This window comes from Type-C symbiont of Plautia stali (assembly GCF_059730935.1).
Genome location: NZ_AP035923.1, coordinates 293,759 through 316,165, shown reverse-complemented (window position 1 = coordinate 316,165; position 22,407 = coordinate 293,759). Strand labels below are relative to the sequence as shown.

Below are 22,407 nucleotides of genomic sequence, written 5' to 3'. Positions count from 1 at the left end.
CCCCGCCGGACAGCAGCCCGACGTAGTCCGGGGATAATCAAGATACTTTGCAATCGTTAATCGCAGCCAGCACCATATCATGCGCCACGCCGCCACGCACTTCGGAGCGGCCAATAGCGAGAGGCAGCACCAGACGCAGCTCGCCGCCGAGCACTTTTTTATCGCGCATCATGTGCGGCAGATAGGCTTCTGCCGTCATGCTGGCCGGGCCGTTAACCGGCAGGCCAGCACGCTGCAGCAGCGCAATAATGCGGTCAGTATCGGCAGCGCTGAACTGACCCAGACGCTCAGCAGTGCGCGCCGCCATTACCATGCCTGCCGCAACCGCTTCACCGTGCAACCAGTTGCCGTAACCCATATGCGCTTCAATCGCATGGCCAAAAGTATGACCGAGATTGAGCAGCGCACGCAGGCCGGTTTCACGCTCGTCGGCCGCCACCACGTCGGCTTTCAGCTCGCAGCAGCGGCGAATGCAGTAAGCCATGGCGGTGTTATCCAGCGCCAGCAGCGCATCAAGATTCTGCTCCAGCCACTGGAAAAATTCACCGTCGAGAATGATGCCGTATTTGATCACTTCCGCCAGACCGGAGGCCAGCTCGCGCGGCGGCAGCGTAGTGAGGCAGTCGGTATCAACCACCACCGAAGCCGGCTGGTAGAAAGCACCGATCATGTTTTTACCGAGGGGATGGTTCACCGCAGTCTTGCCCCCAACCGAGGAGTCAACCTGCGACAGCAAGGTGGTCGGCACCTGAATAAAGCGTACGCCGCGCTGGTAGCTGGCAGCAGCAAAGCCGGTCAGATCGCCAATCACGCCACCGCCCAGCGCAATCAGCGTGGTGTCACGGCCGTGCGGCTTCTGCAGTAGCGCGGTGAAAACCTCGTCCATCACCGCCAGCGTTTTGTACTGCTCACCGTCGGGCAGAATCACCTGATCCACTTTCACCCCGGCGTTGCTCAGCAGCGTCGCGAGTTTGTCCAGATAGATCGGTGCCAGCGTCTGATTCGTCACCAGCATGGCATTGTCGCCGGCTTTCAGCGGCCAAAAAGAAGCCGGATCGTTAAACAGTCCGGCAGCGATGGTGATGGGGTAACTGCGATCCCCCAGTGAGACAGTGATCTTCTCCATGATGACCGATACCTATTGCTGAGCCCTCAGGGTGCTGGATTAATTTTTTTCCAGCATGTTGATGATCTGATTGGCGACAACTTTTGCACTTTGATCGTCAGTGCGAATGGTGACGTCAGCGATCTCTTCATAAAGCGGATTACGTTCGCCAGCCAGCGCTTCCAGTACTTCGCGCGGCGGTTCGTCAACCTGCAGCAGCGGACGCTTTTTATCACGCTGAGTGCGGGCAAGTTGCTTTTCGATGGTGGTTTCGAGGTAGACGACCACACCGCGGGCGGAGAGACGATTACGGGTTTCACGGGATTTGACGGAGCCGCCACCGGTCGCCAGGACAATGCCCTGTTTCTCGGTCAGCTCGTTGATGATTTTCTCTTCACGATCGCGAAAACCGGCTTCGCCTTCCACATCAAATACCCAGCCTACATCCGCTCCGGTACGTCGCTCAATTTCCTGATCGGAATCGAAAAATTCCATATTGAGTTGCTGAGCTAACTGACGACCAATAGTGCTTTTGCCGGCACCCATCGGCCCAACCAGAAAGATATTGCGTTTCTCTGCCATTTTGTCGGTATTACTAAGAATTCGTTGATGATACCCCGCGTTCAGCACATTGCTGGCGGGACAGGAACTGAGACCTCATGAGCGTTAGCAAGAGTCAGACGGAAAATTATCTCAACACTCATGGCCGTTTGGCAACCGAATAAATTGCCCCCGGCGACCTTCAAACAGGACCGGTCTGTGGTTCGCGAGACGGTAACGCTCTTCCTTTTTTGCCATCCTTGTGCGCGCTACAGGTGCGCTGGCTGGGCCTGTCGCTCCCGACAGCTTACCTGCGTAAACTGTGGAATAGGTGCCGTTGCTGACGTCCTGTACCACCCAAAATTCGGGCATATTTCTTTCGATGTCAGTATCGCTTGTCACTGACACCCGCCGGAAGGTTATCCTGCCGCGTTCCGTTACACCGTTTTAAAATCGCTAAACCTTGTATGCTAATTCCTGCCCTGCGTCAACGCAGTTGGTCATATGGAGCGAATTTTCCGCTTTATCCGGCGGTAAGCGCTGCTTCCCTGACCAGTCGCGGCGTGATGAAGATCACCAGCTCACGTTTTTTGCGCTCGTCGGTCTGCTGACGAAACAGACTGCCGAGCAGCGGCACCTCGCCCAGCCACGGCACGCGCTTTTCGCCCTGGGTGCGCTGCTGCTGGAAAATACCGCCCAGCGCCAGCGTTTCACCGTCGCGCAGCGTCACCTGAGTGGCGATTTCCTGCTTATCGATGCTCAGCACCTGACTTTCCCCCATCGTCAGGCTGCGACCCGGCATGTTCTGGCTCAGCCGCAGCGTGAGCTGAATACGCCCGTTGCCCAATACTACTGGCGTCACCTCCATGCCCAGCACCGCCTCTTTGAACTCAATCGCCGTCGCACCGCTGTTACCGGATTTCACCTCATAGGGGATTTCGGTGCCCTGCTTGATGGTGGCGGTCTGCTGGTGTGAGGTAAACAGTCGCGGGCTGGCGATGATTTCGATCTGGTTCTCCTGCTCCAGCGCACTCAGCTCCAGATTAAGCAGTTCGCCACTCATCGGTCCGAGCGTGACGCCGGCGCGTATCGCCGGATTGCTCACCGCCAGCGGCACCAGCAGCTGCGGATTGCGCAGCGCCCCTGTGACGACATCGCCGGGTGCGGTGCTCCAGCTGACGCCGAGCTCGCGCAGATGCTCTTCATTGATGGTGACAATGTGCGCTGACAGCTCCACCTGCTCCAGCGGCAGATCCAGCGCCTGCAGCCAGCGCTCGGTATCGCGCAGCGCCTGCGCGCTGTCCCGCAGCAACAGGCTGTTGGTACGGCTATCCACCGTCACGCTGCCGCGCGGCGTCATCAGCGAGCGTTCCGCCTGCAGGCTGCGGTAGACATCGCTGGCGCTGGCGTAGTGCAGCGTGACGGTGCGCTGCTCAAGCGGCGCCTGCAGCTGCTTCTCTTCACGCTCCGCCTGTGCCTGCTGTGCCTGTCGCTGCTGCCAGCTCTCCGGATAGACCAGCAGCACGCCCTCCTCCTGGATCACCGTGAGTTTCGCCAGCCGCGTGACCAGCGCCAGCGCACGCTCCCAGCCGACGTTATCGAGTCGCAGCGACAGCCGCCCCTCCACGCCCGGCGCGATCAACAGGTTGGTTTGCTGATAGTCAGCCAGCGCCTGCAGAATGCGCTCGACCGGCGCATCATCAAATACCAGGCTCAGGGGCTGATCAGCGGCGTGCAGCGGACTGCTCAGCGCCAGCCACAGCAGCAGCGTCATCCTTTTCATAAAATCCTCCTTTTATTACCCATGTGATGTGCTGCGGCGGACAGCTTTGCGTGGCGCTCAGTACCAGCGTATGTGCACTGAGCTGGGTTACCTGCCACGGTGCCACCGGAAAAGCAGCCGGTGCACTCAGCCGCTGACGTTTGCCCTGCGGTGAAACCAGCCAGGCCACAAAGTGCGGCGCGCGACCAATGATGCCCTGTAATCGCCAGCCCTGCGGTACGGCAGCGGGCGCCTGACACTGGCTGGCAGCCTGCGGCTGGAACGGATCGCGTGCCAGCGCCCAGCTGCTGCACAGCAGTAACACCAGTGCGCTACTCCGCATCGTCACTCTCCAGCCAGAATTCGCTGTGTAACACGCCCTGCTCCGCCTGCAGCTGAAAACGCTGTGGCACCGCTAATGCCGTCGCAGCCAGCCCGCTGAACAGCGGCAGAAATTGCGGCCAGCTCAGGCGCAGCGCCAGCTGCTGTGGCTGGCTGTCCGGATGCCATGCCTCGAGCAGATTGCCGCGCGCCGCCACCAGTTGCTCTAACGATACGGACGCCGCCGTTGCCGCTGGCTGCAGCGTTGCGATCTCCGCCTGAATCTGTCCGATGGCCGGTCGCGCGTCCAGCTGCTGCTGACGTTGCTGGTGCTGCTGCGCCAGTTGTGACAGCTGCTGTTGCAGCGTGCTGAATTGCTGCTGTTGCGGACGCAGCAGCAGTAGCCACGCCAGCCCGAGTAGCAGCAGCGCCAGCAGTTGCAGGCTGGCTATTCGCCACGTCAGTGCCAGCTGCAGCCAGCGCTGGATGAGTTCATTCATCGGTCGCCTCCTGCAGCCGGGCGCGCAGCGCGAAGCGGTAATCCCCCTGCGCCTGACGCTGTACGCTGCCCTGCTTCACCGCCGCAAACAGCGGCTGCGTCTGCAGCTGATGGCGGAACGCGCTGACATCAGCCAGGCTTTGCGCCAGACCGTCCAGCACCAGTTGCCCCTGACGCCGCTCCACGCGACTCAGCCACAGGGTCTCCGGCATCAGTGCGGGCAGTTGCTGCCAGAACTGCTGCCAGCGTTGATGCTGCTGCAGCCGCTGTTGCTGCGCCTGCTGCCTGCGTAACAGATCATCCCGCTGCGCCATCAGCGTTTGCTGTTGCGCCAGCCGCTGCTGGATCTGCTGGAGCTGCATGGTCATATCGGCCCGCTGCCGGACTGCATGCTGGAGCCGCTGTTCAGCGCGCCACCACAGCAGCAGCGTGAGTAACAGCGTTACCAGCAGCACGACAACCAGCAACGCTACACTGTGCTGGCGGCGTAGCAGCAACTGCTGTGCCCGCCACGGGAGCAAATTGACCGCCAGCATCAGTAATCCTCCGGACGCAGCGCCAGGCCTAGCGCAATCGCCAGCGCGCCCGCCTCTGCCGGTAGCGGCGGTTGCAGATAGTGCAGCAGCGCCAGCGGCTTGCAGCGCTGCACTTCCGCCCCCGGCAACGCCTGCGGTGAGGTGCAGAACACCGTTTGTGCCTGGGGAAAGGTGTCACGCAGATGGGCGAGCGTCAGGGGTTCGGTCCCCGCGCCGCAGGCGCTATTTTCGCCGGCCAGCGTCCACAGCCAGTGATCGCTGAGCGGATGGATCAGCAGCTGATGCGGGCGCAGCGGAAAGCGCATGGCGATCTGCGTCAGTGCCAGACTGCTCAGCTCAAACACGTCGGGGCGCAGTCCGGCCTGCTGCAGCGGCGCCAGCCACTGGGCGATGACGTCGCGGCGCGCGGCGGTGACGTGCAGCTGGCTGGCACTGCCGCCCAGCCGGTAATCCAGCGACAGCGAGGCGGCTTCGACCGGGAACAGGCGTGATGCGGACGCGTTAACGTAGCGGCTGAGCGCCGGCTCGCGCAGTGAGGTTTGCGGCAACGGCAGCGTACGCTGCAGCACCAGCTGCGGCGGCAGGCCAACGCGCAGTGAGTAGCGCCTGGGTAAATGACGTTGCCAGCGCAGCAACATCTCCTGTAACACTGGCGAGGTTTGCAACACGCCGTTGCGTAACGTATCGTGCGGCAGCGGCTGCTGCCACCAGTGTCGCAGCTGCCATCCGTGACGGCGTCGTTCAATGCCAAGGGCGCAGAGTTGCCCGTTCTGGATGTCCAGTCCAATTTGCCAGCGCTGAAAAGCCATGCGCGCGATCTCCTTATCGTTACAGGAAAAAGGATGATTACCCGCATTGCATGAAGAATGACGGGTATATCAAAGCGTCAGGCTTGCCTTTATACTACCGCGCGATTGTTTATAAACTGCCCAAACGCCAACAGATGGGAATTCTCAGGTGAAGTTCGTAAAGTATTTATTGATCCTTGCAGTGTGTTGCATTTTGCTGGGAGCCGGCACGGTTTATGGTTTGTACAAATACATAGAGCCGCAGCTGCCTGATGTGAACACATTGAAAGATGTGCGCCTGCAAACCCCGATGCAGGTTTACAGCGCGGATGGCGAGCTGATCGCCCAGTACGGTGAAAAGCGCCGTATCCCGCTCACCCTGCAACAGATGCCGCCTGAGCTAATCAAAGCGTTTATCGCCACCGAAGACAGCCGCTTTTATGAGCACCACGGCGTCGATCCAGTGGGGATTTTCCGCGCCGCCAGCATCGCGCTGGTCTCCGGCCACGCCTCGCAGGGCGCCAGTACCATTACGCAGCAGCTGGCGCGTAACTTCTTCCTCAGCCCTGAACGCACGCTGATGCGTAAAATCAAGGAAGCCTTCCTGGCGATTCGCATCGAGCAGTTGCTGAGTAAGGATGAAATCCTTGAGCTGTATCTGAATAAAATCTATCTCGGCTATCGCGCTTACGGCGTCGGTGCGGCGGCGCAGGTGTACTTCGGTAAACCGGTCGATCAGCTGTCGCTGAGTGAGATGGCGATGATCGCCGGCCTGCCGAAAGCGCCGTCGACCTTTAACCCGCTCTATTCACACGCCCGTGCGCTGGCGCGCCGTAATGTGGTGCTGGCTCGCATGCTGGATCAGAACTACATCACGCAGCAGCAGTATAACGACGCGCGCAACACGCCGCTGACCGCCAGCTATCACGGCCCGGAAATTGCCTTCTCTGCACCGTATCTCACCGAGTTAGTGCGTCAGGAGATGGTGAAACGCTACGGCGACAGCGCCTATGACGATGGCTACAAGGTGTATACCACCGTGACCCGCCATCTGCAGGAAGCCGCACAGCAGGCGGTGCGTAACAACGTGATGGCGTACGATATGCGTCACGGCTATCGCGGTCCGACCAACGTGCTGTGGAAAGTGGGTGAAGCCAGCTGGGATCACACCCGCATCGTCAATACGCTGAAAAATCTGCCGGTCTACGGTCCGCTGAATGCCGCCGTGGTCACCAGCGCCAGCGCCGACGAAGCCACCGCCATGCTGAAAGATGGCAGCAGCGTTTCGCTGACTTTAGCCGGCGTGCGCTGGGCGCGTCCGTATAAATCCGACACCCTGCAGGGCCCGACGCCGCGCAGCGTCACTCAGGTGCTGCAGGCTGGCCAGCAGATTTGGGTACGTAAAGTCGGTGACGCGTGGTGGCTGGGACAGGTGCCGCTGGTGAACTCGGCGCTGGTGTCGCTCAATCCGGAAGATGGTGCGGTACGCGCGCTGGTCGGTGGTTTTGACTTCAACCAGAGTATGTTCAACCGCGCCACTCAGGCGCTGCGTCAGGTCGGCTCGAACATCAAGCCGTTCCTGTATACCGCCGCCATGGACCGCGGCCTGACGCTGGCCTCCATCCTCAACGACGTGCCGATTTCACGCTGGGATGCCGGTGCCGGCGCAGACTGGCGACCAAAGAACTCGCCGCCGACCTATGCGGGTCCGATTCGTTTACGCCAGGGGCTGGGTGAGTCGAAAAACGTGGTAATGGTGCGCGCGATGCGTGCTATGGGCGTTGATTACGCCGCTGAGTATCTGCAGCGCTTTGGCTTCCCGGCGCAGAACATTATCCATACCGAGTCGCTGGCACTGGGCGCCGCATCCTTCACGCCAATGCAGGTGGCGCGCGGCTATGCGGTGATGGCCAACGGCGGCTTCCTGGTCGATCCTTACTTCATCGCGAAGATTGAGAACGAACAGGGCGGCGTGATTTTCCAGGCGCAGCCGAAGATCGCCTGCCCGCAGTGCAATCTGCCGGTGATCTATGGCGACACCAAAAAGTCGGTGGCGCTGAATGAAGAGAGCGTGGAAAACGTTGCCACCTCGAATCAGCAGCAGAATCAGACCGTGCCGCAGCCCGAGCTGGAGCAGGTACCGGCGCAGCCGCAGCCGGCCGGCGATCAGCAGTATGCGCCGCACGTGATCAACACGCCGCTGGCGTTCCTGATTAAGAGCGCGCTGAACTCCAACATCTTCGGTGAACCGGGCTGGATGGGAACCGGCTGGCGTGCCGGTCGCGATCTGAAGCGTAACGATATCGGCGGCAAAACCGGTACCACCAACAGTTCCAAAGATGCCTGGTTCTCCGGTTATGGTCCGGGCGTGGTGACGTCGGTGTGGATTGGCTTTGATGATTCGCGCGCGCTGGGTCGCACCACGGTATCGGGTGCGATTCCGGATCAGATCTCCGGCTACGAAGGCGGCGCGAAGAGTGCGCAGCCGGCATGGGATGATTACATGAAAGTGGCGCTGGATGGTGTGCCGGTGCAGCCGCTGACACCACCGGACGGTGTGGTGACGGTGACCATTGACCGCAGCACCGGCAAGCTGGCAAACGGTGGCGGCAACACCCGTCAGGAGTACTTCATTAACGGCACCCAGCCGACCGAGTATTCGGTGCATGATGTGGGCACCACCATCATGGACAACGGTGAAAGCCACGAACTGTTTTGATCAAAAAAGCCGGGGGAAATCCCCGGCTTTTTGTTTTTACCCCGTGCGACTTTCCGCGCCTTTTATTGCGCCGCCAGGTGTCCTCAATAACTCAACCGCCCCTGCTTCACCAGCCACTCACGCACCATGAACAGCGCGCTGACGTTACGCGCCTCGCGAAAATCCGGCTCTTCCAGCAGCGCCAGCAGATTGCTGAGCGGCCAGCGGCGTACAATCAGCGGCTCCGGCTCATCCCCTTCCAGCTTCTCTTCGTATAACCCTTCAGCTACCACGATATTCATCTTGCTGGAGAAATAGGACGGCGCCATGGTGAGTTTGCCCAGCGCTTCCAGCTGGTGCGCGCCAAAGCCCACTTCTTCTTTCAACTCACGGTTGGCGGCTTCAAAAGCGCTTTCACCAGGATCGATTAAACCTTTCGGGAAGCCCAGCTCATAGGTTTCCAGTCCGACGGCGTACTCCTGGATCAGGATCACGTCATCGCCAATGATCGGCACAATCATCACCGCTTCACGATCGGAGGGCTTCATGCGCTCATAGACGCGACGCGCACCGTTGCTGAAGGCGAGATCAACCGCTTCGATGGTAAACAGGCGGGAGCGGGCCACCGCTTCCACGTTGAGGATGTCAGGTTTTTTCAGGGGAGTGGTCATATCAGCCTCAAACTTAGCACAGCCTTGTGAAACGCGATGACGTCAGCATACCGAAGCCCGCGGCATTGTGCGACACGCAGCGCGGGTCAATCATGGTGACATACATTTGTCCGCTGCCGCTAACAACTTCTTGTTATCTGCACAGTAAGATTTTCACAATAAGTCAACGGGGTAGCAGCAAATTCGGATAATACCGATGTTTAATTGAGGGGCTTGTGAGTACCATCCCGTTAAGGAATAATCTAACAAATTTATAATACAATGATTTTGCGCGGTATTTTGTTTCATTTGCCTCTTGTCAGAATGACTTCTGCTCGCCAAAATTGACTCGTATTGCAGGTTTTACCGGGAGCACATCGTAAACGTGACGGCAGTTTTTTGGCTGGATTGAGCAAAGCATGAGCACTCTTATCGTCATTCTGGCTGTCATGCTGGCCTGTTCGTTAGTGGCCGGAATCGGCTACTGGTACGCTATGCGGCATCGTCCGCCGTTGGCGAAACCACTGCCGTTTATCAGTCCGCCCTGCCGTAAACTCACCGATGAAGAACGCGCTGCCGTTGAGAAGTATATTGCGTCGCTGGGTAAAGCGCGTCAGCACAGCGGCGGGCGATCGACCCGATCGTCACGGGAACCCGAAGCGCTGGCGCTGACCGCACAGAGCAATAATGTTTATCCCGTTACCCGCTCCATCACCCGTTACGGCCTCTCCACTGACGATCCCCACAAATGGCGCTACTACCTGGATGAAGTCGAGGTACATCTGCCGCCGCTGTGGGAGCAGTACATCGCTGAAGAAAACTACGTCGAGCTGATCCGTACCCAGACCCTGCCGCTGGTGATCTCGCTCAACGGCCACTCGCTGGTGAACTATGCGGTGGAACAACCGGCGCTGCCACCGCTGGTGCGGCCGATGTCGACCAACGCTTCGATTCGTAAAGAGGAGAGCGAAAACGTCGAGCTGCTACAGGTGCGCAAAGAGTCGCCGGAAGAGTATCAGCTGTCTCGCGCCGACGGCACGCGTGAAGCGAGCGCCATTTGCTGCGCCTTCCTGCTGTTTTTCCTCAGTCTGGTGCTGCCCGGCAGCCTGATGCTGTGGATTGCGCTGCCCGCCGGCGCGATCGTTGCTGTCAGCCTGTGGTTTATGTATCGATTCCCCGGTGAAAAAGGGCTGCGCGATGTGCACTGTCTGCGCGGCGCACCGAAGCGCTGGGGCCTGTTTGGCGAATCCAATCAGGAGCAGAGCAACATCTCGCTCGGCATCATCGACTTAATCTATCCGGCACACTGGCAGCCTTATGTGGCGCATGACCTGGGCCAGGTAACGGATGTGGATATCTACCTGAATCGTCAGGTGGTACGCCAGGGGCGCTTCCTGTCGCTGCAGGATGAAGTCCGCAACTTCCCGGTACAGCGCTGGCGTAAAAACCTGGTGCTGGCGTGCGGTTCGCTGCTGGTGCTGGTGATGCTGGTGAGCTGGATTCCGCTCAGCATGCCGATCAAACTCAGCCTCGCCTGGTTAAAAGGGACTGAGAGCGTGGAAGTGAACAGCGTCGATAAACTCACTGCCCTGCCGCTGCACATTGGCGATAGCCTGAAAGTGAGCGGCACCGGCATGTGCTCGGTTCCGGGCAATTACCAGAGCAACCGCAGCTACGGCTACATGCCGTTCGACTGCTCGGCGATTTACTGGAACAACGCTGCGCCGCTGCCGCTGCCGCAGTCGGACATCATCGATAAAGCCGCCGCGCTGCTGGAGACCACCACGCAGCAGCTGCATCCGGAAACCAACACCGACCCGAAACTTAACCCGCAGCTGGCGTCGGCGATTCAGAAATCAGGCATGATCCTGCTGGATGATTTCTCCGACCTGGTGCTGAAAACCCAGCAGCTGTGCAGCCAGCAGCAGGACTGCGTGCGCCTGAAAAATGCGCTGGTCAACCTCGGTAACGCGAAAGACTGGGATACGCTGATTCACCGTGCGGATTCCGGCAAGCTCAACGGCATGAACGTGCTGCTGCGTCCGGTTAGCGCCGAAGCGCTGGAGAATCTGGTGAACACCGCCACCTCGACCTTCTTCTCGCGGGAGACGCGTCGCGCAGCGGAAACCCTTAACAGCCCGCCGCCGGGCGGATTCCTGATCATTAGCGATGAAGGCCGGCAGATGGTGAACCAGCCGCAGCCGTCGGTGGCGCTGTTCGATCTCGACGCCCCTTCACAATGGCACGAACTGCAGCGCCTGTCCGGCATGCTGCTGCACACGCCGTTTGCCGCCAGCGGTATCATTACCAGCATTACCACCGATGCCAACGGCACGCGCCACATCGCCCTGCACAACGAGCCCGACGCCATGGCGCAGTGGCGCTATCTGGGCACCGCGCTGCTGATGCTGGTGCTGATTGTCAGCGCCGTCAGCAACGGCCTGCTGGCGCTGCGCCGCATCCACCGCAACCGCCTGCGTATGGCGCAGATTCAGCAGTATTACGACAAGTGCTTTAACCACAACCTCAGCACTATGCAGAGCGTGCGCTCGCTGTTCTGACCCTCCGCCTTCTGTGCTACCCTGTCGCCCTGTTTTTCAGGGCGGAAAACAAAATGCCGATTACGCTTAAGGGATTGGCGATGGATCGGCAGCCCGCAACGGCACCTCGCCCTTGATTTATCACGTTGTACCCATACCTTTGGGTATCCGGCTCCGGCCCGATCCATCTTTCCGGCGTCATGCGACCGTGTGCGACCGATCGCCACACGGCGCGACGCAGCGTAACAGCAGGAGCCGCAATGAAAGAGAAAACCAGTGAAGGCGTCCGCCTTGATAAATGGCTGTGGGCCGCGCGCTTCTATAAAACCCGCGCGCTGGCTCGCGACATGATTGAAGGCGGCAAAGTGCATTACAACGGCCAGCGCAGCAAACCGGGCAAAGTGGTCGAACTGCAGGCCGAGCTGACGCTGCGTCAGGGCAACGATGAGCGCACGGTGATCATCACCGCCATCGGCGACCAGCGGCGTCCGGCCAGCGAAGCGCAGCAGATGTACGCGGAGACGGCCGCCAGCATCGAAAAGCGCGAAAAGAACGCGCTGGCGCGCAAAATGAATGCCCTGACCATGCCGCATCCCGATCGCCGCCCGGATAAAAAAGAGCGCCGCGATCTGCTGAAATTTAAATTGTCGGGCGATGAATAACTCGCGCCCCCACGAGAGAAACCTTATGTCTGTTCAAGATCAACTGCATCGCTACCTGTTTGAAAACGTCGCCGTGCGCGGCGAGCTGGTCAACGCATCTCAAACCTGGCGCGACATCGTGCAGAACCACGACTACGCCGAGCCGGTCAAAACGCTGCTGGGCGAACTGCTGGTCGCCACCAGCCTGCTCACCGCTACGCTGAAATTTGACGGCGATATCACCGTGCAGCTGCAGGGCGATGGCCCGCTGAGCATGGCGGTGATCAACGGGAATAATCGCCAGGAGCTGCGCGGCGTGGCGCGGCTGAAAGAGGATGCGGAGATCGCCGTAGGCAGCAGCCTGAAGCAGATGGTGGGTAACGGCTATCTGGTGATCACCATTTCACCTGAGAAAGGCGAGCGCTATCAGGGCGTGGTCGGCCTGGAAGCCGATACGCTGGCGGGCTGTCTGGAAGATTACTTCATGCGTTCCGAGCAGCTGCCAACCCGCCTGTTCATTCGCACCAGCGAGAAAGGCGCAGCCGGTATTCTGCTGCAGGTGCTGCCCGCGCAGGAGCCCAACCTGGATGACTTCAACCATCTGGCCACGTTAACCGAAACCGTGAAGAGCGAAGAGCTGATTGAGCTGCCCGCTACTGACGTACTGTGGCGTCTCTATCATCAGGAAGAAGCCACGGTTTACGATCCGGCGCCGGTCAGCTTCAAATGCACCTGCTCGCGCGAACGCTGCGGTGAAGTGCTGAAAACGCTGCCGCCAGAGGAAGTGGATGAGATTCTGGCCGAAGACGGCAAAATCGATATGCACTGCGACTACTGCGGCACACACTACGTGTACGACGCCGTGGATATTGCTGCTATCCGTAACGCTCCCTCCGGCAATAGCGATCAACTGCATTAATCAGCAAACGGGCGGTGACGCCGCCCGTATTTTCCGCCGGCGTAGCGCTATGATTTTTCACGGAAATTAACTAATTTACGCTAACTTTAGTTTCATAAGTGGCAGATTTCTCTACTTGTCACGTTCCAGCTCGCATTTTTAACTCTCTTCACTTTTCCACCTCGCTCAGACGTGTACACTGCGCGCGATCTGCCCTGTGCGGCTATGCGCAGCAGGACGCAGAAACCCTCATAAAAAATGCCATGAAGTACCGATTTAAGGAGCAGTCACATGCGCGTTAACGGCCTGACATCGCAAGACCTCGAAACGCTCGGAATTAGCGGCACCACCGAGGTGGTGTACAACCCTGATTACGCCACGTTATTTCAGGAAGAAACCCGCCCGGAGCTGGAAGGTTACGCGCGCGGCACCCTGACGCAGAGCGGTGCCATTGCCGTGGATACCGGCATCTTCACCGGACGTTCGCCGAAAGATAAATACATTGTGCGGGATGACACCACGCGTGACACGCTGTGGTGGAACGATGTTGGCAACGGCAAGAACGACAACCAGCCGCTGTCACAGGAAACCTGGCAGGCGCTGAAAGATCGCTGCACGCAACAGCTTTCCGGCAAGCGCCTGTTTGTGATTGACGCCTTTTGCGGCGCCAACCCGAATACCCGCCTCAGCGTACGTTTCGTGATGGAAGTGGCGTGGCAGGCGCATTTCGTCAAAAACATGTTTATCCGTCCGACTGAAGCCGAACTGGCTGAGTTTACGCCGGATTTCGTGGTGATGAACGCAGCGCAGTGCACCAATCCGGACTGGCAGGCGCAGGGTCTGCATTCAGAGAATTTTGTCGCCTTTAACCTGACCGAACGCATGCAGCTGATCGGCGGTACCTGGTACGGCGGCGAGATGAAAAAAGGCCTGTTCGCCATCATGAACTATCTGCTGCCGCTGAAGGGTATCGCCTCGATGCACTGCTCGGCCAACGTCGGCAAAGCGGGCGACGTGGCGGTATTCTTTGGTCTGTCCGGTACCGGTAAAACCACGCTCTCTACCGATCCGGATCGTCAGCTGATCGGCGACGATGAGCACGGCTGGGATGACGACGGCGTCTTTAACTTCGAAGGCGGCTGCTACGCCAAAACCATCAATCTGTCAGAACAGGCTGAGCCGGAGATTTACCGCGCGATTCGCCGCGATGCGCTGCTGGAGAACGTGGTGGTGCGCGCCGACGGCACGGTCGATTACGCCGACGCCAGCAAGACGGAAAACACCCGCGTGTCTTACCCGATCGAGCACATCGAAAACATCGTGCAGCCGGTGTCGAAAGCGGGCCACGCGAAGAAGGTCATCTTCCTGACCGCCGATGCCTTTGGCGTACTGCCACCGGTTTCGCGTCTGACGCCGGAGCAAACCCAGTACCACTTCCTGTCCGGCTTTACCGCCAAACTGGCCGGCACCGAGCGCGGTGTGACGCAGCCCACCCCGACCTTCTCCGCCTGTTTTGGCGCGGCGTTCCTGACGCTGCATCCAACGCAGTACTCGGATGTGCTGGTGAAACGTATGCAGGCGTCCGGCGCGCAGGCCTATCTGGTGAATACCGGCTGGAACGGCAGCGGCAAGCGCATTTCGCTGAAAGACACGCGCGCTATCATCAACGCGATTCTGGCCGGTGAGCTGGATGAAGCGGAGACCGTGACGCTGCCGGTGTTTAATCTGCAGGTGCCCACCACGCTGGCACAGGTGGACGATGCCATTCTCGATCCGCGCCGCAGCTGGCCTGACGCCGCCGCCTGGCATCAGGCTGCCGAAGCGCTGGCGCAGCGCTTTATCACCAATTTCGAGAAGTACACCGATAACGATGCCGGTAAGGCGCTGGTGCAGGCCGGCCCGCAGCTGTGAAGTAGCCCAGCCGCCACAACGGCGGCTTAGCGATGGCACATTTCGTCGCGGCGCGATTTATCGCGCATGCCTGCAGCGGCAATATCGCTGATGGATGCGCAATAGATTGCGCCGCGACGGTTGGTGCGGAAATTTAACTAACAGTACTGCTTACTGCCGTCGTGGCACTGTTTTCCGGAATCGGTAACCACGCGCGGATACGTAATCCGCCGCGTTCACTGTCGCCAATCTCCAGCGATCCGTCATGCGCATCGATAATACGCTGCACAATCGCCAGGCCCAGACCGGTGCCGCTGGTGCTGCGCGCGCTGTCGCCGCGTACAAACGGCTGGAACAGATGCTGTAACTGATCCGGCTTAATGCCCGGACCATCATCCTCCACCTGGAACCACGCACGATTCAATTCCTGACCGCTGCTGACCTTGATCCAGCCGTTCCCGTAGCGCGCCGCGTTAACCACCAGATTCGCCACCGCGCGTTTAATCGACAGCGGGTTAATATCCAGCATCAGCTCCGCGTCCATCACCGCATTCTCAATCTCGCGTTCGTAGCCGCTCTCCGCCGCCACCACTTCGCCCAGCACGCTATTCAGATCGGCGCGCTCGGTTTGCATCTCCTGCCCGGTGCGCAGGTAATCGATGAACTGCTCGATGATGGCGTTACACTCTTCGATATCTTTGTTGATCGACTCGGCCAGGTAGCCATCTTCCTCGCCCATCATCTCGGTGGCGAGACGGATGCGCGTCAGCGGCGTGCGTAAATCATGGCTGACGCCGGCCATCAGCAGCGTACGGTCATCGGCCAGCTGCTTCACGCCCGCCGCCATCTGGTTGAAGGCGCGCGTCACCGAACGCACTTCCGAAGCACCGTATTCGCGCAGCGGTGGCGGAATAATGCCTTTCCCCACCTGCAACGCAGCGTGTTCGAGATCGACCAGGGGTCGGTTTTGTATACGGATAAACAGCCAGGCGCCGCCAATCGCCAGCAGCATAATCGCCAGGGTATAGCGGAACAGCGGTGAGAAGTCGCCCTGATGGATTTCGGTCAGCGGTACGCGCACCCAGATATCCGGCGACAGCCAGGTTTTCAGCCAGACCACCGGCGAGTTTTTGTTAACCTCAACCCGCACGTCGGTCGGCCCGCCCAGCTGCTGCGCCATCTGTTCACTGAGGAATTCATAATGCTGCGCCCAGCGCAGCCCGCTCTCTTCCGCCGCCGCGTTGGTATACAACGAGATGCCCAGTTCACGATAAATTTCTCGCCGGAAGGCCGGCGGCACTTCCAGCTGCGTACCATCCTCCAGCTGCAGCCGATCGGTCATCAGCATACGCACTTCGTAGGCGAGGACTTTGTTGAACTGCTGCAGGCTGGGAAGGATGGCGAAATTGAGCACCACCAGGTAGGTCGTTACCAGGCTGACGAACAGCAAGGTAACGATCAACAACAGGGTGCGGGCAAACGAACTGCGGGGTGAGAAGCGCAATCGCCTCATGCTTTACTGCCGTCCGGAACGAACACGTAGCCAAGGCCCCAGACGGTCTGGATGTAGCGCGGATGCGCCGGATCTTCTTCGACCATGCGGCGCAGACGAGAGATCTGCACGTCGATAGAACGCTCCATCGCACTGTACTCACGCCCGCGCGCCAGGTTCATCAGCTTATCGCGCGACAGCGGCTCACGCGGATGGCTCACCAGCGCTTTCAGCACGGCGAACTCTCCGCTGGTCAGCGGCATCGGCTCATCTTCACGGAACATTTCGCGCGTGCCGAGGTTCAGTTTGAACTTACCGAAGGCGATGACCGCTTCTTCCTGCGACGGCGCGCCCGGCAGCTCATTGGCCTGACGACGCAGCACAGCACGAATTCGCGCCAGCAGCTCACGCGGGTTGAACGGTTTTGGAATGTAGTCATCGGCGCCGATTTCCAGCCCCACGATACGATCGACCTCTTCACCTTTCGCGGTGACCATAATGATCGGCATCGGGTTACTCTGGCTACGCAGACGACGGCAAATTGACAGGCCATCTTCGCCCGGCAGCATTAAATCGAGCACCATTAAATGGAATGATTCGCGGGTCAGCAGACGATCCATCTGCTCGGCGTTGGCGACGCTGCGCACCTGAAAGCCCTGTTCGGTGAGATAGCGTTCGAGCAGTGCGCGCAGACGCATATCATCATCGACGACCAGAATTTTGTAGTTCTCTTGCATGTTCAACTCCCAAAGGCGCCATTGCCTGAGCCGATATTGTGTAAAAAAGATGCCTGTCTGTGACAGTCATTAATGGTTTATATTCTAGCCGAAATTGTTACAAAGCATATTAAACAGCAGCTTATCTTTAATTTTAACCGCGAACTGCGGCTCCGCTCGCGCTTTTCTGACTGATTTTGACGCCGTTTAGCGCTTGTCTGAAAATCAGCGGCGTTTTCTGCCGGCGAGTGGTCCAGCCGGGCCGTCCCGCTTCCGCCGTCAGGCGGGGCGCGCCATTTGGCTTAAGTTTAGCCTGCAGGATAAGCCAGCGGCCGCGCTCAGCAGCATAAAATAGCGCGTTTTCACCGCTGACTGCGTATCCGCGCTCGGAACAGTGCCAGTGCGCGCGCAAAATAAGGCCAGCGTTAAATAAAGTGATTTAAATCAGTCAGTAAACTCCCCTTTCCTCTGCGCAAATGATCTCCGACACTGCATCGGTACCTGCTTACTGAGTTCATGTGGAGAAGAAAGATGAAAAAAACCGTTGTTCTGCTGAGCGCTCTGGTACTCACCAGCCTCACACAGGTTCAGGCCGCTACGCCAGCGGGCGAAGCCGCCGGCGCACAGGCGTCGACCACGGCCAAAGGTAATTCCGATGCTATCGGCATCGGTGCGGTGGGTGCCCTGCTCGGCGTCGCGCTGGCCACCATGGGCGGCGGCGATCACGGCGGTAGCAGCACCTCAACGACCACGGCGACCACGCCGGGCAAATAACGCTTATCTGGCGCGGCAAGGCTGCGGCGCTTCCCCCTCTTATACTGCCAGCCCTTTCGCCAGCGGAGAATAAGTTGCGCCCCGGCTTGTTTCACCAGGCCATTACTCTCCGCCTCTTTTTTCCTCACTTTCCGTGACGTACTCAATGCGGTTCACAAACCACACCTTCTGCCCTTCCGGCGTGTTTACCGTCACCTCGTCATCCACCTCTTTTTTGATCAGCGCGCGTGCCATCGGCGAGTCGATGGAGATGTACTCTTTCACCGTATCGCCATAGATCTCGTCCGGTCCGACGATGCGAAAACGCTTCACGTCGCCCTGCTCATTCTCCACTTCCACCCAGGCACCGAAGAACACTTTGCCCTCCTGCTGCGGCGCATAATCAACAATTTTCAGCTCGGCGAGGCATTTACGCAGATAGCGCACGCGCCGATCAATCTGGCGCAGCAGGCGCTTGTTATAGGTGTAATCGGCGTTTTCAGAGCGATCGCCCAGGCTGGCGGCCCAGGAGACAATGCGGGTGATTTCCGGCCGCTTCTCATTCCACAGATGGTCGTGCTCAGCACGCAGCTTGTTATAGCCTTCGCGGGTAATCAGTTGGGTTTTCATCGCTTCACTCGTGGTTACAGCCCTGTTCACTGCACAGAGGCTATCACAAAGCCTTACCTGCCCGGACAGGCACCCAGCGTCTTTTTCATCAGGCGCACATAATCGGCGACCAGGCCGGGCGTCCAGGTCATGATTTCTGCCCGTTCGCGCAGCGCGCAGGCGCCCCAGAACGCCGGCTGCAGCAGCAGCGCAAACACCTGCTGCAGCCGCTGGCCGTAATAGCCTTCAAACGCCACGTCCAGCGCATCCACCACGGTGGTCGAACAGTTTTTTGCCGTCAGATTATACAGGCTGTCACCACGGTTGGCCTGCCAGTAGCTGGCGAGCGCCTGCCCGTTGTAGTGCTGAAAATTGAAGGTTAAATCCGGGCTGCGCCAGTCGGCAATCTCTGCCGCCAGCGAGGGGAGAAAACGGCCGGGGCGATCGTTAATCTGTCCGGCCAGCAGCAGACGCGGCAGCTCGTGCGGTTGCGGATCGATCTCCTGCTGCGGATAAAGGCTGATGTAGCCGCGCTCGCCAAAGCTCAGTGCCGCGTGGCCGGTACAAAAGTGCCCTTCACCGTTAATCACGCCGATGTAACGGTCAATCACATAGCGCTTCGGCTGTTGACTGGCTTCAGACTGCGCCTGCCAGACGTGGACACAGAGAGGAAATGCCGCGGCGACCGGCGGAAAGCGGGCCTGCTGCCACGGCCGGAGCCGCGCGATATGACGATGGCCGCGACAAAACCACGGCAGCAGCGTAACGGACTGACCCGCCGGCAGGCGCTGCCACTGGCGCCAGACGCGCCACACCGTCAGGCTGAACGACAGCAGCAACAGCACCAGCCAGCTGCCCAGCAACAGGCAGGTATGCAGGTTGTCATTGAAAAACAGCACCACGCTGAGCACCATCTCGCCGCAGCCCAGCATAAAATGTCGCACCCAGCGCTGGCGCTGAATCAGCGCCGCGCTCAGGCAGCGAAACAGGCCGTTAAACAACAGGCAGATTTCCATCACCGTCAGCAGCAGTTTCTTCAGTTGCCTTTCATCACCGTGCCACAGCGCGCCGGCCAGCAGCGTGCCGACAAAAATCAGGGAAAACAGCAGATTAAGCCAGCGCTGCAGCGACACCTCGCCGCTCAGCAGGTTAAACAGCAGCGACAGCGACAGTAAGAGCGCCAGCACCTGTAGCGACAGATTGATATGCCCATCGACCAGCACGTCCGCCACGATCATGCCGGCCAGCAGCACGCCGCACAGCGCCAGGCCATAAATCAGCAGACGATAACGCACCAGCAGCTCGCGTCCGGCCAGCAGCAGCAGTAATTTGATCATTGCTTCACCCTCCTTCCGTGGTTTGCCACGGATTATAGGGCAGAGGCGGGGCGAGCCTGGCAGCAACCGGCACGCCATTGCGTTGGGGTTTAACACATAGGTGGCTAAGTTTCTCTGAGTTGCGCGCTGCATTCAGAAAAAGACGGATTCACCGGTCAGCGGCTGGCAATTTGCGGCCTCAGTCCGTATAACTGTCCCCTATTTCTAACCCTGTGTAAGCAAGACAGTTACTGATGATGAAAGATTCGCTGAGCCAGATTATCGCAGGTGAGCTGAAGGCTCGCGCCGACCAGGTTGACGCCGCCATTCGCTTGCTGGACGAAGGGAACACCGTGCCGTTTATCGCACGTTACCGTAAGGAAGTGACCGGCGGGCTGGATGATACCCAGCTGCGTACGCTGGAGAGCCGTCTCGGCTATCTGCGTGAGCTGGAGGAACGCCGCCAGTTGATTCTGAAATCCATTGATGACCAGGGCAAACTGACGCCGGAATTAGCCACTGCTATCAACGGCACGCTGAACAAAACCGAGCTGGAAGATCTCTATCTGCCTTATAAGCAGAAGCGCCGCACGCGCGGGCAGATCGCTATCGAAGCCGGGCTGGAACCGCTGGCAGAGACGCTGTGGAACGATGCGTCTCAGGACCCCGAGCAGCTGGCAGCGCGTTATGTCGACGCGGACAAAGGCGTTGCCGATGTGCGTGCCGCGCTGGATGGCGCACGCTATATCCTGATGGAGCGCTTCGCCGAAGACGCCACGCTGCTGGCGAAAGTGCGTGATTACCTGTGGAAGAACGCCCATCTGGTTGCGCGCGTGGTGGAAGGCAAAGAGGAAGAAGGCGCTAAATTCCGCGACTACTTCGATCACCACGAAGCGCTGAGCAGCGTGCCGTCGCACCGCGCGCTGGCCATGTTCCGTGGCCGTAACGAAGGCGTTTTACAGCTGTCGCTCAACGCCGATCCGCAGTTCGACGAGGCACCGCGCGAAAGCTACGGTGAAACGCTGATCGCCGACCACCTTGGCCTGCGCCTGAACAACGCACCGGCCGACAGCTGGCGCAAAGCCGTGGTCAGCTGGACCTGGCGCATCAAGGTCCTGCTGCACCTCGAAACCGAACTGATGGGCACCATCCGCGAACGGGCAGAAGACGAAGCGATCAACGTGTTTGCCCGTAATCTGCACGATCTGCTGATGGCGGCCCCGGCCGGCATGCGCGCCACCATGGGTCTCGATCCTGGCCTGCGCACCGGGGTCAAAGTGGCGGTGGTCGATGCCACCGGCAAGCTGGTCGCGACCGATACCATCTATCCGCATACCGGCCAGGCGGCCAAAGCCGCGACCTCGGTGGCAGCACTGTGCGCGAAACATCAGGTTGAACTGGTGGCGATCGGCAACGGCACCGCTTCACGTGAAACCGAGCGTTTCTTCCTCGACGTACAGAAGCAGTTCCCGCAAATCAAAGCGCAAAAAGTGATTGTCAGTGAGGCCGGAGCATCGGTCTATTCCGCTTCCGAACTGGCGGCGCAGGAGTTCCCCGATCTCGACGTTTCGCTGCGCGGTGCGGTGTCTATCGCCCGTCGTCTGCAGGATCCGCTGGCAGAGCTGGTCAAAATTGACCCGAAATCGATTGGCGTTGGCCAGTATCAGCACGATGTCAGCCAGAGCCAGCTGGCGAAAAAACTCGATGCGGTGGTGGAAGATTGTGTGAACGCCGTGGGCGTCGATCTGAATACCGCTTCGGTGGCGCTGCTGACGCGAGTCGCCGGCCTGACGCGCATGATGGCGCAGAACATTGTCAGCTGGCGTGACGAAAACGGCCGTTTCCAGAACCGTCAGCAGCTGCTGAAGGTGAGCCGCCTTGGGCCGAAAGCCTTTGAACAGTGCGCCGGCTTCCTGCGCATCAACCACGGCGATAATCCGCTGGATGCCTCAACGGTGCATCCGGAAGCCTATCCGCTGGTGGAGCGCATTCTCGCCGCTACGGAACAGGCGATTAATGAACTGATGGGCAATCCGGGTAGCCTGCGCGACCTGAATGCGCGCGACTTCACCGATGAGCGTTTCGGACTGCCGACCGTCACCGATATCATCAAAGAGCTGGAGAAACCGGGCCGCGATCCGCGTCCGGAGTTCAAAACCGCGCAGTTTGCCGAAGGCGTGGAGACGCTCAACGACCTGCTGCCGGGCATGTTGCTGGAAGGTGCGGTGACCAACGTGACCAACTTCGGCGCGTTCGTCGATATCGGCGTGCATCAGGACGGCCTGGTGCACATCTCATCGCTGTCGGACAAATTCGTAGACGATCCGCATCAGGTGGTGAAAGCCGGCGATATCGTCAAAGTGAAGGTGATGGAAGTCGATCTGCAGCGTAAGCGTATCGCGCTGACCATGCGTCTGGATGAGCAGCCGGGTGAAAGCAACGCGCGCAGCGGCGGCAACCGTGGCGCAGGCAAAGAGGCCGCGCGGCCGGCCGCCGGTGCCAAAGGCCGCGGCAAACCTGCCAGCGCCAGCGTCGGTAACAGTGCGATGGGCGATGCGCTGGCGGCCGCGTTTGGGAAGAAACGCTAAGCGGCGCGCGAGTACAGGAGGTTGATAAATTGTCCTGGCGGACTACGCTGAAAAAACCGTGTGAA

19 protein-coding genes are annotated in these 22,407 nt (G+C 59.5%); 7 read left to right on the top strand and 12 right to left on the bottom strand.

Going from position 1 to position 22,407, the window contains the following annotated elements; genetic code table 11:
- Window positions 1–37: 37 nt before the first annotated feature.
- The 7 genes from aroB to pilM all read right to left on the bottom strand — a co-directional run bounded on the left by aroB (window position 38) and on the right by pilM (window position 5,572).
- On the bottom strand, window positions 38–1,126 hold the full coding sequence (aroB, locus tag AC6I7J_RS01375) for a 3-dehydroquinate synthase (RefSeq protein WP_058780177.1): 1,089 nt from the start codon (window positions 1,124–1,126) through the stop codon (window positions 38–40).
- Window positions 1,127–1,165: 39 nt separating this feature from the next.
- Window positions 1,166–1,687: a shikimate kinase AroK gene (gene aroK / locus AC6I7J_RS01370; RefSeq protein ID WP_010617392.1), complete on the bottom strand. Its 522-nt coding sequence runs from the start codon at window positions 1,685–1,687 to the stop codon at window positions 1,166–1,168.
- Between the two features lie 481 nt (window positions 1,688–2,168).
- Window positions 2,169–3,428: a DNA uptake porin HofQ gene (gene hofQ / locus AC6I7J_RS01365; protein ID WP_215787039.1), complete on the bottom strand. Its 1,260-nt coding sequence runs from the start codon at window positions 3,426–3,428 to the stop codon at window positions 2,169–2,171.
- Window positions 3,370–3,750, bottom strand: coding sequence for a HofP DNA utilization family protein (locus AC6I7J_RS01360; RefSeq protein WP_058780178.1), 381 nt, complete (start codon window positions 3,748–3,750; stop codon window positions 3,370–3,372). The genes hofQ and AC6I7J_RS01360 overlap by 59 nt, the downstream gene beginning before the upstream one ends.
- Window positions 3,740–4,228, bottom strand: coding sequence for a HofO family protein (locus tag AC6I7J_RS01355; protein ID WP_058774996.1), 489 nt, complete (start codon window positions 4,226–4,228; stop codon window positions 3,740–3,742). The genes AC6I7J_RS01360 and AC6I7J_RS01355 overlap by 11 nt, the downstream gene beginning before the upstream one ends.
- Window positions 4,221–4,763: a PilN domain-containing protein gene (locus AC6I7J_RS01350; RefSeq protein WP_498006590.1), complete on the bottom strand. Its 543-nt coding sequence runs from the start codon at window positions 4,761–4,763 to the stop codon at window positions 4,221–4,223. The genes AC6I7J_RS01355 and AC6I7J_RS01350 overlap by 8 nt, the downstream gene beginning before the upstream one ends.
- On the bottom strand, window positions 4,763–5,572 hold the full coding sequence (pilM, locus tag AC6I7J_RS01345; protein WP_498006588.1) for a type IV pilus biogenesis protein PilM: 810 nt from the start codon (window positions 5,570–5,572) through the stop codon (window positions 4,763–4,765). Before pilM ends, AC6I7J_RS01350 begins: the two co-directional genes overlap by 1 nt.
- A 148-nt stretch (window positions 5,573–5,720) precedes the next feature.
- Here pilM and mrcA point away from each other — a divergent pair, with 148 nt between their 5' ends.
- On the top strand, window positions 5,721–8,270 hold the full coding sequence (mrcA, locus tag AC6I7J_RS01340) for a peptidoglycan glycosyltransferase/peptidoglycan DD-transpeptidase MrcA (RefSeq protein WP_031279687.1): 2,550 nt from the start codon (window positions 5,721–5,723) through the stop codon (window positions 8,268–8,270).
- A gap of 83 nt (window positions 8,271–8,353) precedes the next feature.
- Here mrcA and nudE read toward each other — a convergent pair whose 3' ends face one another.
- Window positions 8,354–8,920, bottom strand: a complete 567-nt coding sequence (gene nudE / locus AC6I7J_RS01335) for an ADP compounds hydrolase NudE (protein WP_021507415.1) — start codon at window positions 8,918–8,920, stop codon at window positions 8,354–8,356.
- Between the two features lie 398 nt (window positions 8,921–9,318).
- Between nudE and AC6I7J_RS01330 the strand changes: the two genes are divergently transcribed.
- From AC6I7J_RS01330 to pckA, 4 genes are all read left to right on the top strand, one after another.
- On the top strand, window positions 9,319–11,460 hold the full coding sequence (locus tag AC6I7J_RS01330) for an intracellular growth attenuator family protein (protein ID WP_058770964.1): 2,142 nt from the start codon (window positions 9,319–9,321) through the stop codon (window positions 11,458–11,460).
- Window positions 11,461–11,699: 239 nt separating this feature from the next.
- Entirely contained in the window at window positions 11,700–12,101 is a 402-nt protein-coding gene (gene hslR / locus AC6I7J_RS01325) for a ribosome-associated heat shock protein Hsp15 (RefSeq protein ID WP_021507413.1), read from the top strand.
- Between the two features lie 25 nt (window positions 12,102–12,126).
- A complete protein-coding gene (hslO, locus tag AC6I7J_RS01320; RefSeq protein WP_058774992.1) occupies window positions 12,127–12,999 on the top strand; it encodes an Hsp33 family molecular chaperone HslO in 873 nt (290 codons plus the stop codon).
- A 270-nt stretch (window positions 13,000–13,269) separates the two neighbouring features.
- Window positions 13,270–14,889 (top strand): phosphoenolpyruvate carboxykinase (ATP), encoded by a 1,620-nt coding sequence (gene pckA, locus AC6I7J_RS01315; RefSeq protein ID WP_278707714.1) that lies wholly within the window; start codon window positions 13,270–13,272, stop codon window positions 14,887–14,889.
- Window positions 14,890–15,022: 133 nt separating this feature from the next.
- Here pckA and envZ read toward each other — a convergent pair whose 3' ends face one another.
- Together envZ and ompR are read right to left on the bottom strand one after the other, a co-directional pair.
- Entirely contained in the window at window positions 15,023–16,381 is a 1,359-nt protein-coding gene (envZ, locus tag AC6I7J_RS01310; RefSeq protein WP_058774990.1) for a two-component system sensor histidine kinase EnvZ, read from the bottom strand.
- Window positions 16,378–17,097, bottom strand: coding sequence for an osmolarity response regulator transcription factor OmpR (gene ompR, locus AC6I7J_RS01305; RefSeq protein WP_001157751.1), 720 nt, complete (start codon window positions 17,095–17,097; stop codon window positions 16,378–16,380). Before ompR ends, envZ begins: the two co-directional genes overlap by 4 nt.
- A 510-nt stretch (window positions 17,098–17,607) precedes the next feature.
- Between ompR and yjbE the strand changes: the two genes are divergently transcribed.
- Window positions 17,608–17,850 carry an exopolysaccharide production protein YjbE gene (yjbE, locus tag AC6I7J_RS01300; protein WP_021507409.1) on the top strand — a complete coding sequence of 81 codons (243 nt, stop codon included), beginning with the start codon at window positions 17,608–17,610 and terminating at the stop codon, window positions 17,848–17,850.
- A 102-nt stretch (window positions 17,851–17,952) separates the two neighbouring features.
- On the opposite strand, the gene greB is transcribed toward yjbE, so the two are convergent.
- Entirely contained in the window at window positions 17,953–18,459 is a 507-nt protein-coding gene (greB, locus tag AC6I7J_RS01295; RefSeq protein WP_021507408.1) for a transcription elongation factor GreB, read from the bottom strand.
- Window positions 18,460–18,512: 53 nt separating this feature from the next.
- On the bottom strand, window positions 18,513–19,775 hold the full coding sequence (locus AC6I7J_RS01290; RefSeq protein ID WP_498006586.1) for a hypothetical protein: 1,263 nt from the start codon (window positions 19,773–19,775) through the stop codon (window positions 18,513–18,515).
- A gap of 236 nt (window positions 19,776–20,011) precedes the next feature.
- On the opposite strand from AC6I7J_RS01290, the gene AC6I7J_RS01285 reads away from it, so the two are divergent.
- Entirely contained in the window at window positions 20,012–22,342 is a 2,331-nt protein-coding gene (locus AC6I7J_RS01285) for a Tex family protein (protein ID WP_498007200.1), read from the top strand.
- Window positions 22,343–22,407 lie beyond the last annotated feature (65 nt).

What these genes read in the sequence shown, in the direction of transcription:
- pilM (WP_498006588.1), bottom strand. Translation starts at nt 5,572, where the DNA reads ATGGCTTTTCAGCGCTGGCAAATTGGACTGGACATCCAGAACGGGCAA.
- hslO (WP_058774992.1), top strand. Translation starts at nt 12,127, where the DNA reads ATGTCTGTTCAAGATCAACTGCATCGCTACCTGTTTGAAAACGTCGCC.
- AC6I7J_RS01350 (WP_498006590.1), bottom strand. Translation starts at nt 4,763, where the DNA reads ATGCTGGCGGTCAATTTGCTCCCGTGGCGGGCACAGCAGTTGCTGCTA.
- aroK (WP_010617392.1), bottom strand. Translation starts at nt 1,687, where the DNA reads ATGGCAGAGAAACGCAATATCTTTCTGGTTGGGCCGATGGGTGCCGGC.
- yjbE (WP_021507409.1), top strand. Translation starts at nt 17,608, where the DNA reads ATGAAAAAAACCGTTGTTCTGCTGAGCGCTCTGGTACTCACCAGCCTC.
- AC6I7J_RS01285 (WP_498007200.1), top strand. Translation starts at nt 20,012, where the DNA reads ATGAAAGATTCGCTGAGCCAGATTATCGCAGGTGAGCTGAAGGCTCGC.
- AC6I7J_RS01290 (WP_498006586.1), bottom strand. Translation starts at nt 19,775, where the DNA reads ATGATCAAATTACTGCTGCTGCTGGCCGGACGCGAGCTGCTGGTGCGT.
- nudE (WP_021507415.1), bottom strand. Translation starts at nt 8,920, where the DNA reads ATGACCACTCCCCTGAAAAAACCTGACATCCTCAACGTGGAAGCGGTG.
- AC6I7J_RS01360 (WP_058780178.1), bottom strand. Translation starts at nt 3,750, where the DNA reads ATGCGGAGTAGCGCACTGGTGTTACTGCTGTGCAGCAGCTGGGCGCTG.
- pckA (WP_278707714.1), top strand. Translation starts at nt 13,270, where the DNA reads ATGCGCGTTAACGGCCTGACATCGCAAGACCTCGAAACGCTCGGAATT.
- ompR (WP_001157751.1), bottom strand. Translation starts at nt 17,097, where the DNA reads ATGCAAGAGAACTACAAAATTCTGGTCGTCGATGATGATATGCGTCTG.
- hslR (WP_021507413.1), top strand. Translation starts at nt 11,700, where the DNA reads ATGAAAGAGAAAACCAGTGAAGGCGTCCGCCTTGATAAATGGCTGTGG.
- envZ (WP_058774990.1), bottom strand. Translation starts at nt 16,381, where the DNA reads ATGAGGCGATTGCGCTTCTCACCCCGCAGTTCGTTTGCCCGCACCCTG.
- aroB (WP_058780177.1), bottom strand. Translation starts at nt 1,126, where the DNA reads ATGGAGAAGATCACTGTCTCACTGGGGGATCGCAGTTACCCCATCACC.
- greB (WP_021507408.1), bottom strand. Translation starts at nt 18,459, where the DNA reads ATGAAAACCCAACTGATTACCCGCGAAGGCTATAACAAGCTGCGTGCT.
- AC6I7J_RS01355 (WP_058774996.1), bottom strand. Translation starts at nt 4,228, where the DNA reads ATGAATGAACTCATCCAGCGCTGGCTGCAGCTGGCACTGACGTGGCGA.
- hofQ (WP_215787039.1), bottom strand. Translation starts at nt 3,428, where the DNA reads ATGAAAAGGATGACGCTGCTGCTGTGGCTGGCGCTGAGCAGTCCGCTG.
- AC6I7J_RS01330 (WP_058770964.1), top strand. Translation starts at nt 9,319, where the DNA reads ATGAGCACTCTTATCGTCATTCTGGCTGTCATGCTGGCCTGTTCGTTA.